This is a genomic window from Microbacterium sp. NPDC078814 (genome assembly GCF_040702645.1).
Taxonomy (GTDB): Bacteria; Actinomycetota; Actinomycetes; order Actinomycetales; family Microbacteriaceae; genus Microbacterium.
Window position 1 is genome coordinate 69,627 of the sequence record NZ_JBFBLT010000004.1, and the last position, 15,568, is coordinate 85,194.

Sequence of the window (15,568 nt, forward strand, 5' to 3'; positions counted from 1 at the left end):
TCGGGGACGAGGTGTCGACATGTGTCGGTGGCTGGCGTACGTGGGAGAACCGCTGCACCCATCGGAGGTGATCCTCGACGCGCGACATTCCCTCGTGGCGCAGTCTCTGGACTCGCCCCTCGGCGCGGAGACCGTGAACGGGGATGGGTTCGGCCTCGGCTGGTATCCGGTGTCGAACGGTGACGACTCTGGGCAGCCTCCGAAGCCTGGACTGTTCCGCAGCATGGAGCCCGCCTGGAACGATCTGAACCTGCGCGAGATCTCCCGCACGATCCGCAGCCCGCTGTTCTTCAGCCATGTGAGAGCTGCCGCCGGGCCGCCGGTCCAGCAGACCAACTGCCACCCGTTCCGGCACGCGAACTGGCTCTTCATGCACAATGGCGGCTTGGCGGACTTCGTGACCGTGAAACGCGACCTCATCCTTGCCGTCGATCCCTCCCTCTACCCCGAGATCCAGGGCACCACCGACTCTGAGGTACTGTTCCACCTCGCCCTGACCCTCGGCCTCCAGGACGATCCGATCGCGGGGATGCGGGCGGCCATCCGCGAGGCCGAGCGCGTGGGGCGCGAGCATGGCGTCCGCTTCCCGGTCCAGGGAACCTTCGCGGTGTCCGACGGCACCACCGTCTGGGCGTTCCGGTACTCGACGGCTGGGCGCTCCCGCTCCCTCTTCCACTCCACCGACATCGAGACTCTTCGCCGGATGTACCCCGATGCCGAACGGCTTCGCGTCTTCGGCCGCCGGGCGCACGTGATCGTGTCCGAGCCCCTCAACGATCTGCCCGGTGCATTCACAGAGGTCCCTGAATCGACGGTATCGATCGTGGATGAGGCGGGCTATCGGTACGAGCCCTTCCTTGAAGCCGCGTGAGGAACTGAGGCCACCGTGCCGGAAACGAAAAACCCCCGCCGGAGCGGGGGTTTTCGAAGTGCTGGGGTACCTGGACTCGAACCAAGAACAACTGAACCAGAATCAGCCGTGTTGCCAATTACACCATACCCCAAGGGCGAAACCGGAGCCTCGCACCGAGAGTCAAGCTTACCCGAGCGGCGACCGATCACCAAAACCACCGGTGTCGTGTCGCCGCTCGGGCGCGTCGCGGATCAGTCGGCGAGGAACGCCGAGAGCGCGCGCAGGCGGCGCAGCGACTCGTCCTTGCCCAGCAGCTCCATCGACTCGAACAGCGGCGGCGAGACGCGGCGGCCGGTGATGGCCACACGCGGCGGCCCGTAGGCCACGCGCGGCTTCAGCTCGAGGTTCTCCACGAGCGCCGTCGACAGCGCCTCCTGGATCCTTTCCGGGGTGAAGTCCGTGACCGGCTCCAGGGCGGTGACGCAGGCGTCCAGCACCTCGGCCGCGTTGGCCGGCAGCCCCTTGAGCGCATCCGCGTCGTACGACACCTCGTCGCGGAACAGGAAGCCGAGCATGCCCGGAACTTCGCCCAGCAGCTGCACGCGCTCCTGCACCAGCGGAGCCGCACGGAACGCCAGGACGAGCTGCTCGTGGGTCGGCTCGTCGAACAGGCCGGCCGCGGCGAGGTACGGCACCGTGCGCTCGGCGAAATCCTTCACGTCGAGCATGCGGATGTGGTCGCCGTTGATCGACTCGGCCTTCTTCTGATCGAAGCGGGCCGGGTTGGGGTTCACGTTCTCGATGTCGAACGCGGCGATGAACTCGTCGAGCGAGAAGACGTCGCGGTCCGGGCCGATCGACCAGCCCAGCAGCGCGAGGTAGTTCAGCAGGCCCTCGTGGATGAAGCCGCGCTCCCGGTGCAGGAACAGATCGGCCTGCGGGTCGCGCTTGGAGAGCTTCTTGTTGCCGGTCTCGCCCAGCACGAGCGGCATGTGGGCGAACCGCGGCACGAACGTCGTCACACCCGCGTCGATGAGAGCGGCGTAGAGCGAGAGCTGGCGCGCGGTGGACGGCATGAGGTCTTCGCCGCGGAGGACGTGGGTGATGCCCATCAGCGCGTCGTCGACGGGGTTCACGAAGGTGTACAGCGGCACGCCGTTGGGGCGCACGACGACGAAGTCCGGGAAGGAGCCGGCGGGGAAGGTGACCTCGCCGCGGATGAGGTCGACGTACGTGAGGTCCTCGTCCGGCACCCGCAGGCGGAGGGCTGGCTGCCGGCCCTCGGCGCGGAAGGCGGCCTTCTGCTCATCGGTGAGGTCACGGTCGAAGTTGTCGTAACCGAGCTGCTTCGCGCGGCCGTTTACCTCGTTGCGGGCGTCGATCTCCTCGGCCGTCGAATAGCTCTCGTAGAGCGCGCCCGTCGCGAGGAGCTTGTCGATGACCTCGCGGTAGATGTCGTGCCGCTCGGACTGGCGGTACGGGGCGTGCGGGCCGCCGACCTCGACGCCCTCGTCCCAGTCGATCTTCAGCCACGTGAGCGCGTCGACGAGCTGGCGGAAGCTCTCCTCGCTGTCGCGGGCGGCGTCGGTGTCCTCGATGCGGAACACCATCTTGCCGCCGTTGTGACGGGCGTACGCCCAGTTGTACAGAGCCGTGCGGACCATGCCGACGTGCGGCAGCCCCGTCGGGGAGGGGCAGAAGCGGACGCGGACGTCGGCGCCGCTGGCGGTCGTGGTGAGGGGATGCGGAGTAGCCATAGCCCTTCGATTCTACGGGTGCGGGCCGGTCAGCCCCGGCGCGAGACCGCCACGGCCGCGCGGTGCTCCAGGGGCAGCACCGTTCCCACCCGATGCGCCGCGACGGTCTCCTCGAACCCCGCGCGGAACCGGGATCGCTCGGCGGAGGAGAGCCCGGCATACTGCGCCCCGGCGCCGGCCACACCGCCCTCGACCGAGACCCACAGGGCGTCCGGGTCGGCGCGCCAGGTCCAGGTGTGCTCGCTGACCGCCACCTCCGGGAGTCCGGCCTCGACGAGCATGGCCGCGAAGCCGTCCGCCGTGCGATCGAAGTCCTCCTCGGCCGGAAGCCTCTCCCCCGCAGACGGCGGCAGCCCCGCGCGTTCGACGACCTCTGTCCAGAACCACGACGGGGAACGGGTCCAAGTCGTCGCGGCGACCGCTTCCCGTGCGACCCGCCCCAGCTCCCGGGCGGCGGTCCGCGGGGAGGAGACGTGGTTCAGCACGAAGTTCGCCACGACGGCGTCGACGGAACGGTCGTCGAAGGGCAGCGTCGGCAGGCCGCCGTCGATGATGCGCAGCGTCGGGTGCCGCCGGCGGGCGACGGCGCGCATGGTGGGCTCGGGCTCGCAGGCCGTGACGTTCCACCCCAGGCCGACGAAGCGGGCCGCGAGGCCGCCCTCCCCCGCCCCGACGTCGAGGAGGCTGCGACCCTCCGCTGGTCCGAGGGCTGCGGCGAGGACATCGACCGTGCCCGCGCACAGGGCGGCGTACGAGGCGGCATAGGCCTCCCCGACGCCGTCCCAGGCTTTCACCGCGCGCTGCTCCGGGCGAGCGGCGACAGCGCGACGATCGCGAGGACGAGCACGGAGGCCGCGATGCCGAGCCCGGCGTACTGGAAGTTCGACAGCACGACGCCGGCGAGGACCGACCCGGCGGCGGCTGACAGGCTCATCAGCGAGTCGCTGCGTCCCTGTCGCCGCGTGCGGACGTCGGGGGCCGACGCCTCGGTGAGCAGGGCGGCGCCGGCGACCGTGCCGGCGCTCCACCCGAGGCCGAGGAGGATGAGCGCCACCATGACACCCCACGCCTCGGTGCCCGCGAAGACGGCGAAGGCCAGGGCACCGCCGAGCAGCGCCTGCCCGAGCAGCACCACGCGCAGCCGCCCCCAGCGGTCGGCCAGCACTCCGAACACCGGCGAGAGCGCGTACATGCCGCCGACGTGCAGCGCGATGGTGATCCCGACGAGCGCCGAGACGTCAGCGGGGGTCGCCGCCGCACCGTGGGCGCCGTGCGCCATGTGGGACAGATGCACCGGGGTCATCGCCATGACCGAGGCCATCACTACGTGCGAGCCCGCGATGGCGAAGATCGCGTAGCGGGCCACGTGCGGGCGGTCCGCCACGGCGGCGCTCGTCGTCGCGGCCGCCGCCTGCGCGAGTCGCTGCGCGGCGAGGAGCGGATCCGGGCGGAGGGCGACGAGGTAGAGCGCGAGCGCCGCGCATTGCGCCACGAACGAGAAGACGTACGAGCCGGTCTGCGGCGGCATGCCGATCGCCTGGCCGACGATCTCCCCCGGACCGAGCAGCAGCGGGCCCGCCACGCCGCCGATCGTCGTGGACCACACGACGATCGAGAGGTCGCGCCCACGATGCTGCGGGGCCGCGAGGTCCGTGGCCGCGAACCGGGACTGCAGGTTGCCCGCGTTCCCCGCACCGATCAGCAGGATGCCGACGAGCAGGAGCGGGAAGACGCGCACGGATGCCGCGAGGATCACCACGGCGATGCCGACGAGGGCGAAGAGGTTGCCGAGGGTGAGGGCGCGACGCCGTCCGAGGCGCGCGGCCATCCGGGCCAGCGGGATCGCGCAGACCGCGGCTCCGAGGGTCACCGACGCCGTCGCGAGTCCGGAGAGCGCGTCGCTGCCGGAGATGTCCGCGGCGAGCAGCGCACCGAGGGACACGGTGGCTCCGAACGCGATGCCGCCGAGCACCTGCCCCAGCGACAGCACGAGCACGGTGCGGCGCTGGACCGCCTGCTGCTGCGTCGCCGTGAGGGCGACCTCGGTCATGACGCGGGAGCGGCGTCGCGCGCGGTATTGCGGAGGATGCCGAGTCCGGAGATCTCGACCTCGACCGTGTCACCCGCCTCGAAGGTGCCCACGCCGGCGGGGGTCCCCGTCATGATGACGTCGCCCGGAAGGAGCGTGAACACCGCGGAGGCGTACTCGATGATCGCGGCGACCGAGTGGATCATGTCGGTGAGCGGCGCATGCTGGCGGACCTCGCCGTTCACCCGCGTCTCGATCGTGGCCTGTGCGGGGTCGAAGTCCGTCTCGATCACGGGGCCGAGCGGGCAGAACGTGTCGAAGCCCTTCGCCCGCGACCACTGCCCGTCCTTGCGCTGCAGGTCGCGCGCCGTGACGTCGTTGCCGATCGTGTAGCCGAGCACGTGGTCGAGGGCGTTCTCCGCCTTCACGTTCTTGGCGATCCGCCCGATCACGACTACGAGCTCGCCCTCGTACTCCGTCCGCTCGGACAGCGCGACAGGACGCACGATCGCGTCGTCCGGGCCGATCACGGCGGTGTTCGGCTTGAGGAACAGCAGCGGCTCCTCGGGGGCCACTCCGCCCATCTCGGCGGCGTGGTCGTGGTAGTTCTTCCCGACGCACACGACCTTGGAGCGCGGGATCACGGGCGCGAGCAGCGTGGCCTCGGTCAGCGGGATACGCGCGCCGGTCGTCTCGTACCCGGAGAACATCGGGTCCCCGGCGAGGACCACGAGCTCGCGGTCGTCGATGATCCCGTACATGATGGCGTCGTCGTGGCGGAACCGAGCGATCTTCATCCCTCCACCCTAGATCCCCTGCTCCCCCGTCGAGACCCCGCTCTCTCGTCGAGACCCCCGCTCACGTGCGGAGGCGGGGTGGGGTCTCGACGCGACCCCGGGGCTCGACAGACCTCAGCCGGGCGGACGGATGCCGAACGCGGCGAGCCGGCGCCCGAGATCCTCGGGGGTGCGGATGTGTCGGGAGCCCCAGCGCACCACCCGCCACCCCGTGACCCCGCGGATCTCGTCCTCGCGGTGCTTCTCCGCCATCACCGCATCGGCCGCCGTGGGCGTCGTCCGCAGCTCCGCGTCCCGGTACTTGTCCTCCCCGTCGAACTCCCCGAAGGCCTGCGACCGCGGGAACCCGAAGTCGGCGAAGTACCGCGCGCCGTCGGGGCCGACGACGGGGATCTGCAGATCGATGTCCCGGAAGCCGAGTCGGTGGAGCTGCAGGCGGCTCACGCTCTCGCCCGGAAGCTGCGCCCGTCCGTCGGCGAAGGCTCCGATCCACCGCGCGCGACGCACGCCCCGGAGCCCCGCCACGCACAGCCGGTCGACCTCGGCCCGCCAGGCGTCGACCTCACCGTGGTCGACCTCGTGTCCGTCGATCGAGACCATCCGCAGAGCCGCGTCTCCGGCCGCGACGACGGCCTCCGGACGCAACAGCCGGGCGAGGTCGACCACGGTACGGATCAACGAGGTGCACCGGAGCCCGTGCCGCCGGACGATGTCGCCCTCGTCGAGCGCCATCTGGTGTCGGACGACCCCGGCCTCGGTCCTGCTGTGCCGACGGCTGCGGATCGCGGTGTGCACGTCGTCCCGGATCGGCCCCACGAGCGGCAGCCCCCAGAGCGCCGCCGCGGAGAGATGCGAGAACACCGGACCTCCGCCGAGGCTGGCCCGACGGACGGCGCACACCCGCACGAGCTGCCTTCCCTCGGGCCACAGCTGGTCCCAGACCTCCCCGTCGACATACGCCCCGCGGTGCACGCGCCGCAGCCTGCCGTGTGCGACCGCCTCCCCCAGCTCCCGTTCCGTGACCCCCGTGTCGAGGACGTCCTCCCGCGATCGCACAAGATCCCAGGCTTCGGAGAACGAGAGGCGCCGCGACATCCCCTCACTCTCCCCCGCCTACTCCCCTCACCTCTCGTTCTCCACACCCCCCACCTCTCTTCCCCCACTCCCCCCGCATTGTGCAGGAACAGTCCCAGCGCGCGAGCCCCCCGGTACACGCCGAGACCCCGCCTTCCACGCGTCGACACGGCGGGGTGTCGGCGGGAAGACGGGGTCTCGGGGAATCGGATCAGGCGTCGAGGCGGAGCAGCCAGCCGTGCTTGTCCTCGCGGCGCCCGTACTGGATGTCGGTGAGCTCCTCACGGAGGGACAGCGCCAGCTCGCCCAGCGGCTGCGGCTCGTCGAAGCCCTCGCCCACGAGCGCTCCGATCGGGGTCACGACCGCGGCCGTGCCACAGGCGAACACCTCGACGATGTCACCGGAGGCCACGCCCTCACGCCACTCGTCGATCGAGATCGGACGCTTCTCGACCGTGTAGCCGCGGTCCTCGGCCAGCTGCAGCAGCGAGTCGCGCGTGATGCCCTCGAGGATGCTGTCCGACTCGGGCGTGACGACGCGACCGTCCTTGAACACGAACACGACGTTCATGCCGCCGAGCTCCTCGACATCGCGGTTCTCGTTGAGGAACACGACCTGGTCGCAGCCCTTCGCACTGGCCTCGGCCTGCGGCAGGAGGCTGGAGGCGTAGTTGCCGCCCGTCTTCGCCTTGCCGGTGCCACCGCGACCCGCGCGGGCGTAGTCCTCGGAGAGCCAGATCCGCACGGGCTTCACGCCTCCCGTGAAGTACGCACCGGCGGGGCTCGCGATCACGTAGTAGGCGACCTTCTGCGCCGCGCGCACGCCGAGGAAGGCCTCCTTGGCGAACATGAACGGCCGCAGGTACAGGCTCTGGTCGGCGCCGGAGGGCACCCAGCGGCCGTCGACGGCGATGAGCTCGCGCAGCGACTGGATGAAGTACTCCGTCGGCAGCTCCGGCAGCGCCAGGCGGCGGGCGCTCGCCTGCAGGCGCGCGGCGTTGCGGTCGGGACGGAAGGTGTGGATCGAACCGTCCGCGTGCCGGTAGGCCTTGATGCCTTCGAAGATCTCCTGCGCGTAGTGCAGCACGGACGCCGCGGGGTCGAGCGGGATCGGGCCGTAGGGCTGCACGCGCGGACGGTGCCAGCCGCCCTTGGCCGACCAGCAGATGTCGACCATGTGGTCGGTGAAGACGACCCCGAAACCGGGGTTCTCCAGCACTTCGGCGACGCGTGCCGGCGAGGCCGCGTTCAGGTTCTTCGTCACGGCGAACTCCAGGGGAGCCACGCTCGTCTCGGCGTCGATCGTCGTCATGTCGTCATCCAATCCTCGTGGGGTGGGCGCATCCTCGCGCCCTGTCAGCCTACGCCCGCCGTTCAGAGACAGGCAGTGATCGCGGAGCCGATCTCCGCGGTGGTGCGGGCACCGCTGCGGGCGGCGATGTCCGCCTCGACCGCGGCGCTCACACGCGCCGACTCGGCCGTCAGGCCGAGGTGGTCGAGCAGCAGCGCGATGGAGAGGATCGCGGCGGTCGGGTCGGCCTTCTGCTGACCCGCGATGTCCGGAGCCGAGCCGTGCACGGGCTCGAACATCGACGGGAAGGCGCCATCGGGGTTGATGTTCCCCGAGGCGGCGAGGCCGATGCCGCCCGTGACGGCGCCGGCGAGGTCGGTGAGGATGTCACCGAAGAGATTGTCCGTCACGATCACGTCGAAACGCGAGGGATCGGTGACGAGGAAGATCGTGGCGGCGTCGACGTGCAGGTAGTCGACGGCGACGTCGGGGTGCTCGGTGGCGACCTCGTTCACGATGCGCTGCCAGATCGCACCGGCGTGCACGAGCACGTTGGTCTTGTGCACGAGGGTGAGCTTCTGACGGCGGCGCTCGGCAAGCGCGAAGGCGTAGCGGACGACCCGCTCGACGCCGAACGCCGTGTTCACGGAGGTCTCGTTCGCGACCTCCTGCGGCGTCCCCTTCCGGATCGCTCCGCCGTTGCCGACGTAGGGCCCCTCCGTCCCTTCACGGACCACGACGAAGTCGACCTCGCCCGGGTCGGACAGCGGACCGGGCGCTCCGGCGAAGAGCTTCGAGGGGCGCAGATTCACGTAGTGGTCGAGGGTGAACCGGAGCTTCAGCAGGAGTCCGCGCTCGATGTTCGCGTCCCTCAGGCGCGGGTCCCCCGGCGTGCCGCCGACCGCGCCGAGGAGGATCGCGTCGTGGGCGGAGATCGCGGCGAGGTCGTCGTCGGTGAGCGTGTCGCCGGTCTCGAGGTACCGGCCGGCACCGAGCGAGAAGCGGGTCTTGTCGAACGTCACGGCGCTGTCGGCGGTGACGGCGTCGAGCACCTTCTCCGCCTCGGCGATGACCTCGGGACCGATGCCGTCACCCGGGATGACGGCCAGCTTCACGACACGCGACATGAGACTCCTTGCGCACTGCACGGGGGTGGACCGGCCGCGGCGCGACCGCGGGTCGAACGGGCCGGTCCCCCCAGCGTAGTGGTCAGTGCGTGGGTGCCTTGCGCAGTGTGACGGCCGCGATGACCGCCGCGACGACGACGAGGCCCGCACCGATGAGCGACGTGACCGTGACTCCCGAGCCGAACGCGTCGGCCGCCGCCTGCCACAGGGCGTCGCCGAGCGCGGCCGGGAGCTCGTGGGCGGCGGTGTACGCGCCGGCCAGCGTCTCCTGCGCAGCGCGGGCCACCTCGGCCGGAAGCCCCTCGGGCAGCACCAGCGCGCCGCGGTAGAACGCGGTGATGATGCCGCCGAGGATCGCGGTCCCCAGCACGGCGCCGAGCTCGTACGCCGTCTCGGACACCGCGCTCGCGGCACCCGCCTTCGCCGCGGGGGCGCTGGAGAGGATGAGCTCGTTCGAGATGGTCTCGGCCGCACCGATGCCGATGCCGAGGACGACGAAGGCGAGGATGAGCGGTGCCACGCCGTGCTCGTGCGTCGTGAAGGCGACGATGAGGTACCCCGCGACGGAGAACACCAGCGCCGCCGGGATGAGCACATGCGGCGGAACCCGCCGCGAGATCGGCACCACCGTGAGTCCGGCGACGATCATGGCCGCCATCCCGGGCACGAGAGCGAGGCCCGCGACCATCGGCGAGAGCCCCAGCACGAGCTGCAGGTGCTGCGAGACGAAGTAGAGGAACCCGACGAGAGCCACGACGCTGAGCAGGTTCACCAGGATCGCGCCCGAGAACGACCCACGGCGGAACAGCGCCATGTCGAGCATCGGGGTGTCGGCGCGGAGCTGACGGCGCACGAACAGCGTCCCCATCACAAGACCGAGCAGAGCCCATCCCCCGGCGTACAGCGACGGACCGTCGACCGCGAACGACTTGATCGCGTAGACGACCGGGATCATCGCGGCCATCGAGAGGGCGATGCTGAGCGGGTCGATGCGGCCGGGGTTGGGGTCACGGCTCTCCGGCACGAGCAGCGGTGCGGCGATGAGCAACGGGATGAGGACGGGGACGGCGATGAGGAACACCGAGCCCCACGCGAAGTGCTCGAGGAGGAAGCCCCCGACGATCGGGCCGAGCGCGGATCCGGCGGAGAACGCGGACGCCCAGACCGCGATGGCCATGCGGCGCTGGTCGCGGTTCTGGAAGATCGACCGCAGCAGCGACAGCGTCGACGGCATCAGCATGGCGCCGAAGAAGCCGAGCAGGGCACGGGCGGCGATCAGCAGGCCCGCGGTCGGCGCGAAGGCGGCCAGCGCGGAGACCACGGCGAATCCGGTGGCGCCGATGAGGAGCAGGCGGCGACGCCCGAAGCGGTCGCCGAGCGTTCCCATGGTCACCAGGAGTCCGGCGAGCACGAGCGGATAGACGTCGATGATCCAGAGCTGCTCGGCCCCGCTCGGCGCGAGCGAGATCGAGATCTCGGGCAGCGCGAAGCTCAGCACCGTGTTGTCCACCGACACCAGCAGCACCGGGAGCATGAGGACGACGAGCGCCGCCCACCCCCGAGCCCCGACGCGGGGAGCTTCCGTCTCTGTCGTCGGGATCGACGCAGTACGGGTCATGGAACACCTTTCCTTCCTGCGGACGACTCGTTACTAAACCGTCCGGCTGGTATAGTAACAGATGCTGCCCTCCCGTTTCCGCTCAGAGGATGACCGATGCCCCGCCCTCCCCTCGCCCGCGAGAAGGTCCTCGACGCCTTCGAGGCGATCCTCATCGACGACGGCGAACGCGCCGCGACGCTCGAGGCCACGGCGAAGGCCGCGGGCGTGTCGAAGGGCGGCCTGCTCTACCACTTCCGCTCCAAGGACGACCTCGAGGCCGGGCTCCTGGAGCGCCTGGACCACCTGACCACGCTCGACCTGGAGCGCATGCGCGCCGCCGAGGAGGGCCCCGTCGCGTACTACGTCCGGACCTCGGTGATGGAGGACGACGCCCTCGATCGGGCGCTGATCGCCACGACGCGGCTGGCCCAGGGCGGTTCGAGCGCCGCGTCCGACATGCTCCGGGATACCCGGCGCCGCTGGGCGGAGACGATCCGCCCGCACGTCCGCGACACCGCCAGCCTCGACCTCGTGATGCTCGTGAGCGACGGCCTCTACTTCAACAACTCGCTCGACGTTCACGGCCCGGAGCGCCTGGTCCCGCGGAGCGACGAGCTCGCCGACCTCATCGCGCTCGTGCTGCGGGCCACCGCCTGACGCCGGATAAGGCTGCAGATACGGAGAAGGGCGGGAGCATCGCGCTCCCGCCCTTCTCCCCCGCTCTGCGGTGTCAGACCTCGGTGATCTCGATCTGACGGAAGAGGTCGGCGTCGATGGCGCCGCGCACGTCGTCCAGCAGCTCCTCGGACACGGGCGAGTCGAGCGTCAGCACGCTGAGCGCCTGGTCGCCCGCCGCGAGCCGCGAGATCTGCATTCCGGCGATGTTGATCCCGGCCTCGCCGAACTTCTGCCCGTAGACGGCCACGATGCCCGGGCGGTCGGTGTAGAGCATCACGACGTGGTGCTTCTCGATCGGCAGCTCCAGGGCGTGGTCGTTGATGCCGACGAGCTTCTCGGCCTGCTTCGGTCCGGTCAGCGTGCCCGACACCGAGAGCTGCGATCCGTCGGACAGCGCCCCCGTGAGGGTGATGACGTTCCGGTACTCCTCGCTCACGTCGTCCTTGAGCAGGCGCACCGTGATGCCGCGCTGCTCCGCCAGGAGCGGAGCGTTCACGTACGACACGGTCTCGCTCACGATGTTCGTGAAGACACCCTTGAGGGCGGCGAGCTTGAGCACGCTCACGTCGTAGTCGTTGAGCTCGCCGTGCACCTCGACGTCGAGGCTCGTGAGCGGCGACGTGGCCAGCGCAGCGAAGATCTGGCCGAGCTTCTCCACGAGCGAGATGCCGGGACGCACGTACGGGTCGATGACGCCGCCCGCGACGTTGACCGCGTCCGGGACGAGGTCGCCGCCGAGCGCGAGCCGCACCGAGCGCGCGACCGAGACGCCGGCCTTCTCCTGCGCCTCTTCCGTGCTCGCACCGAGGTGCGGGGTCACGACGACGTTCGGGAGGTCGAGCAGAGCGCGGGCGCTCCCGCCCTCGGCCGGGGGCTCGGAGGTGAAGACGTCCAGGCCGGCGCCGGCGATCTCGCCGGCGACGAGCGCCTCGTGCAGCGCCTCCTCGTCGATGAGCCCGCCGCGGGCGACGTTGACGACGAAGGCGGTCGGCTTCATGGCGGCGAACTGCTCGGCGCCGATCATGCCCGTCGTCTCCGGGGTCTTCGGCATGTGGATCGTGAGGAAGTCGGCCTCGGCGACGAGCTCGTCGAGCGAGAGGAGCTGCACGCCGAGCTGCTGGGCGCGCGCCGAGGTGACGTAGGGGTCGTACGCGACCACGCGCATGTCGAAGGCGGCGAGGCGAGCGGCGACGAGAGCGCCGATCCGGCCGAGTCCGACGATGCCGACGGTCTTCTCGAAGAGCTCGGCGCCGGTGAAGGAGCTGCGCTTCCACTGCCCGGCGGACAGCGAGGCGTGCGCGGCCGGGATCCGGCGGGCGAGGCTGAGGATGTGGCCGACCGTCAGCTCGGCGGCCGAGACGATGTTCGACGTCGGGGCGTTGACGACCATGACGCCGGCCGCGGTCGCGGCCTTGATGTCGACGTTGTCGAGGCCGACGCCGGCCCGCGCGACGACCTTGAGCTTCGGCGCGTGCGACAGCGCCTCCTCATCGATGCGGGTCGCGGAGCGGATGAGCACCGCGTCCGACTCCGCGAGGGCGGCGAAGAGCGCCTCGCGATCGGTGCCATCGACGTGGCGGACGTCGAAGTCGGGGCCGAGCGCCTCGATCGTGGCGGGAGAGAGTACTTCGGCGATGAGCACGACAGGCTTCGGCACAGTGGATCCTTCGGGGCAGCGCGACAGGCGGGAGGGGCCGATGCGCCGCACACCGTCGGGGGCGCGATCGCGACAACTCTACCGGAGCGCCGGGACCGCTCCGTGCCGTGTGACGGCGTGACGGATCCTGCTCAGGCGCTGGGCAGCGTCAGACTCAGCGCGAGCAGGCTCATCCAGAACACCGCGACGATCCCGAGTCCGGCGAGGAACGTCAGGGCGAGCTCGCCCACCCGGCGCCGCCGGCCGATCGCGAAGGCGAACCCGAACACGAGGACGGGGAACACCACGCCGAACAGGAGCGTCGCCCATCCGGTGCCGGTGAGGCCGGTCTGGGCCATGGTGATGAGGTGGGCGACCGCGTTCCACACCGCGTAGGCGTAGAAGAGCCCGGCGAGGGCGACGACGGTCCATACGAGCCAGCGCGGCGAGCCGGTCGCCACCGCGGACGGGGACTTCGGAGCAGTCATGAGCCGATCACCCCCACGGTCACGAACGGCCACGGAACGAGCAGCACGACGCCCGCCAGGAGCAAGGCGGCGCGGATCCAGGAGGCCCGGCCCCGCGTCAGCACCCATGTCGCGAGGAACCACAGCGCGGGGGCGGCGATCGCCAGCACGAACCAGGGCAGGAACATGAAATCCGCGACGAGGAACGAGGCGAGCGGCTGCAGCCGGAGACCGCCCGCGATCCAGCCGAGGGTGTAGAGCAGGTAGACGCCGCCGACGACGCCGACGAGGACCAGCATCGCGTTGCTGAGCCCGGAGGGCGCCGCGGTCGCCTCGTCCCCCGACGCCGGTGCGGACGCCGCGGGCGTGACGGCCTCGGCCGGGGTCGGTTCCGGAGCCGGCGTGGTGCGCCGTGCGGCGTCCCGGGGGCGTCGCTCCGCGCTGTCGTCGCCCTCCCAGCTCAGGGCGTCGTCCGAATTGGATGTCATCTCTCCAGCGTAGGACACCGCGGCCACTAGGCTCGGGGATGCCTCGGCGGGGTCGCCGGGCACTTTCGGGGGAAAGGACAACCATGGCCGAGAACGAGCAGACGTCTTCCGCCGCGCCGCGTCGTGCCACGACCGGCGCCACGATCGGCGCCACGACCGGAGAGCCGCCCGCTGGGTGGACGCCGAGCCCGGAGGCCAAGGCCTCCGCGACGCGCTTCCGCATCATCGCCGCCATCCTCTGGGCGCTCGCGATCGCGGGCGAGGCTGTCGGCATCTTCTGGCTCCTGCGCCAGCGCGAGTTCGTCGACGAGGGCGGCGCGCTGCTCCGCGATCCGGACACCGGCCTCCTGGAAGAGCAGGGAGCGACCGCGCAGTTCCCGCAGTGGGCGTTCATCGCCCTGCTCGTCCTGCTGGTCGTGATCGCCGCGCTGTCGATCATCGGCTCGCTCCTGTGGAGGAAGGCGAACACCCTCGACCCGGCGCGGCGCGCGGACAAGACACGGTTCTTCGTCCAGAACCAGCTCGGCGCGATCATCGCGGTCGTCGCCTTCCTCCCCCTGGTCATCCTCATCTTCCTGAACAAGGACATGGACAAAGGACAGAAGGCGACCGCCGGCATCGTCGGCATCGTCCTCGCCGTCCTCGCCGCGATCGTCGGGACGAGCTTCGCCCCGCCGTCCGTCGAGCAGTACACCGCGGACCAGTCCGCCGTGATCCAGCTCCTCGGGGCCGATGAGGTCGTGTGGGTCGACGGCGGCAAGGTCTATCACGTCTGCGACGAGGTGCCCGCGATCCAGACCGGCAGCGAGATCCGCACCGGCACGACCTCCGAGGCCATCGAGGCGGGGAAGATCCGGCTCACCCTGCAGTTCGCGTCCGAGCTGCGCACCTGCGGACTGGCGGTGCCCGAGAACGCGGACGAGATCACCGAAGCCCTCCGCGCGATCCAGGCCGGCCAGGTCGACACGCCTCTGCCTGCTCCGGTCTGGGCCGACCCGACGGATGCGCCGATCCAGATCGAGGACGCCCCCGCCGACGCGGGCTGACGTCAGGAGGCGCCCAGGGCCTCGACGAGACGATCCTCCGCCGAGGCGAGGTGGGCACGCAGCACCGCGGCCGCGCGCTCCGCGTCCCCGGCGGCGACGGCCTCGAGCATCTCCGCGTGCTGCGCGGCGATGAGTTCCGCGTCGAGGAGACGCCGCCCCTGCACCTGCGCCATGCACAGCCGCACCTCGTCCAGCACGCTCCGGTACATGCGACTGGTGCGCTCGCTGCCCAGCCCGTCGATGAGGGCCGTGTGGAAACGGAGGTCGGGATCGACCGTCGCGGGATCGGGGCCCGGTGCCATCGCCTGCAGCTCGGCGTTCGCCGCCACAGCGGCCGCCGGCACGGCGGCGCTCTCCGCCAGTTCGCGCAGCGCCGCGCTCTCCAGCCGGATCCGCGTGCGGTAGACGTCGCGGACGGTCTCCGCTTCGATGCCGACCACACGCGCCGTGCGATGGGCCGTCCGCACGAGCAGTCCGCTGGCCACCAGCTGCTCGATGGCCGCTTTCGCGCTGGGGCGGGCGACGCCGTAGGCCTGGGAGACCGCCGCCTCGGTGAGCGGCTCCCCCGAGCGGATCTCGCCGGAGAGGATCCGGGTGCGCAGCTGTCCGGTCACGGCGTCGACCACGCCGACCACGCCGAGGGGGCGCTCCGCGATCGAGGTCATGCGGAACAGTCTAGTGAGGCGTCCGTCGTTCAGTACACTTGTCTGACAATCTTCGAGCGG

General features: G+C 70.9%; 15 protein-coding genes and 1 tRNA gene. 3 read left to right on the top strand and 13 right to left on the bottom strand.

The window, feature by feature from the left end; all coding sequences use genetic code 11:
• Positions 1-19: 19 nt before the first annotated feature.
• Positions 20-871 (top strand): class II glutamine amidotransferase, encoded by an 852-nt coding sequence (locus AB0300_RS09145; RefSeq protein ID WP_126893005.1) that lies wholly within the window; start codon positions 20-22, stop codon positions 869-871.
• A gap of 61 nt (positions 872-932) precedes the next feature.
• Here the strand turns inward: AB0300_RS09145 and AB0300_RS09150 are convergent.
• The 9 genes from AB0300_RS09150 to AB0300_RS09190 all read right to left on the bottom strand — a co-directional run bounded on the left by AB0300_RS09150 (position 933) and on the right by AB0300_RS09190 (position 10,546).
• Positions 933-1,004: transfer RNA gene (locus tag AB0300_RS09150), tRNA-Gln, on the bottom strand.
• A gap of 100 nt (positions 1,005-1,104) precedes the next feature.
• Positions 1,105-2,610: a glutamate--tRNA ligase gene (gene gltX / locus AB0300_RS09155; protein WP_366215889.1), complete on the bottom strand. Its 1,506-nt coding sequence runs from the start codon at positions 2,608-2,610 to the stop codon at positions 1,105-1,107.
• 29 nt (positions 2,611-2,639) lie between these two features.
• On the bottom strand, positions 2,640-3,404 hold the full coding sequence (locus AB0300_RS09160; protein ID WP_366215890.1) for a class I SAM-dependent methyltransferase: 765 nt from the start codon (positions 3,402-3,404) through the stop codon (positions 2,640-2,642).
• Positions 3,401-4,660, bottom strand: a complete 1,260-nt coding sequence (locus AB0300_RS09165; RefSeq protein ID WP_025103290.1) for an MFS transporter — start codon at positions 4,658-4,660, stop codon at positions 3,401-3,403. Before AB0300_RS09165 ends, AB0300_RS09160 begins: the two co-directional genes overlap by 4 nt.
• Positions 4,657-5,436 carry a fumarylacetoacetate hydrolase family protein gene (locus AB0300_RS09170; RefSeq protein WP_249521974.1) on the bottom strand — a complete coding sequence of 260 codons (780 nt, stop codon included), beginning with the start codon at positions 5,434-5,436 and terminating at the stop codon, positions 4,657-4,659. The genes AB0300_RS09165 and AB0300_RS09170 overlap by 4 nt, the downstream gene beginning before the upstream one ends.
• A 114-nt stretch (positions 5,437-5,550) precedes the next feature.
• On the bottom strand, positions 5,551-6,531 hold the full coding sequence (locus tag AB0300_RS09175) for a hypothetical protein (RefSeq protein ID WP_366215891.1): 981 nt from the start codon (positions 6,529-6,531) through the stop codon (positions 5,551-5,553).
• Positions 6,532-6,721: 190 nt separating this feature from the next.
• Positions 6,722-7,822: a branched-chain amino acid aminotransferase gene (locus tag AB0300_RS09180; protein ID WP_062634807.1), complete on the bottom strand. Its 1,101-nt coding sequence runs from the start codon at positions 7,820-7,822 to the stop codon at positions 6,722-6,724.
• 62 nt (positions 7,823-7,884) lie between these two features.
• Positions 7,885-8,928, bottom strand: a complete 1,044-nt coding sequence (locus AB0300_RS09185) for a 3-isopropylmalate dehydrogenase (protein ID WP_366215892.1) — start codon at positions 8,926-8,928, stop codon at positions 7,885-7,887.
• Positions 8,929-9,010: 82 nt separating this feature from the next.
• Positions 9,011-10,546, bottom strand: coding sequence for an MFS transporter (locus AB0300_RS09190; RefSeq protein ID WP_085606925.1), 1,536 nt, complete (start codon positions 10,544-10,546; stop codon positions 9,011-9,013).
• A gap of 96 nt (positions 10,547-10,642) precedes the next feature.
• On the opposite strand from AB0300_RS09190, the gene AB0300_RS09195 reads away from it, so the two are divergent.
• On the top strand, positions 10,643-11,185 hold the full coding sequence (locus AB0300_RS09195) for a TetR/AcrR family transcriptional regulator (protein WP_085606923.1): 543 nt from the start codon (positions 10,643-10,645) through the stop codon (positions 11,183-11,185).
• Between the two features lie 73 nt (positions 11,186-11,258).
• Here the strand turns inward: AB0300_RS09195 and serA are convergent, their stop codons facing one another.
• The 3 genes from serA to AB0300_RS09210 all read right to left on the bottom strand — a co-directional run bounded on the left by serA (position 11,259) and on the right by AB0300_RS09210 (position 13,797).
• Entirely contained in the window at positions 11,259-12,863 is a 1,605-nt protein-coding gene (gene serA, locus AB0300_RS09200) for a phosphoglycerate dehydrogenase (RefSeq protein WP_025103283.1), read from the bottom strand.
• Positions 12,864-12,994: 131 nt separating this feature from the next.
• Positions 12,995-13,330 (bottom strand): hypothetical protein, encoded by a 336-nt coding sequence (locus tag AB0300_RS09205; protein ID WP_085606921.1) that lies wholly within the window; start codon positions 13,328-13,330, stop codon positions 12,995-12,997.
• Entirely contained in the window at positions 13,327-13,797 is a 471-nt protein-coding gene (locus AB0300_RS09210; protein WP_366215893.1) for a hypothetical protein, read from the bottom strand. Before AB0300_RS09210 ends, AB0300_RS09205 begins: the two co-directional genes overlap by 4 nt.
• A gap of 83 nt (positions 13,798-13,880) precedes the next feature.
• Between AB0300_RS09210 and AB0300_RS09215 the strand changes: the two genes are divergently transcribed.
• The gene (locus AB0300_RS09215; RefSeq protein ID WP_366215894.1) at positions 13,881-14,843 is read left to right on the top strand and encodes a hypothetical protein; all 963 of its coding nucleotides are present in this window, start codon (positions 13,881-13,883) and stop codon (positions 14,841-14,843) included.
• A 2-nt stretch (positions 14,844-14,845) separates the two neighbouring features.
• Here the strand turns inward: AB0300_RS09215 and AB0300_RS09220 are convergent, their stop codons facing one another.
• Complete coding sequence (locus AB0300_RS09220) at positions 14,846-15,508, bottom strand: GntR family transcriptional regulator (protein WP_062634822.1); 663 nt, start codon at positions 15,506-15,508, stop codon at positions 14,846-14,848.
• Positions 15,509-15,568 lie beyond the last annotated feature (60 nt).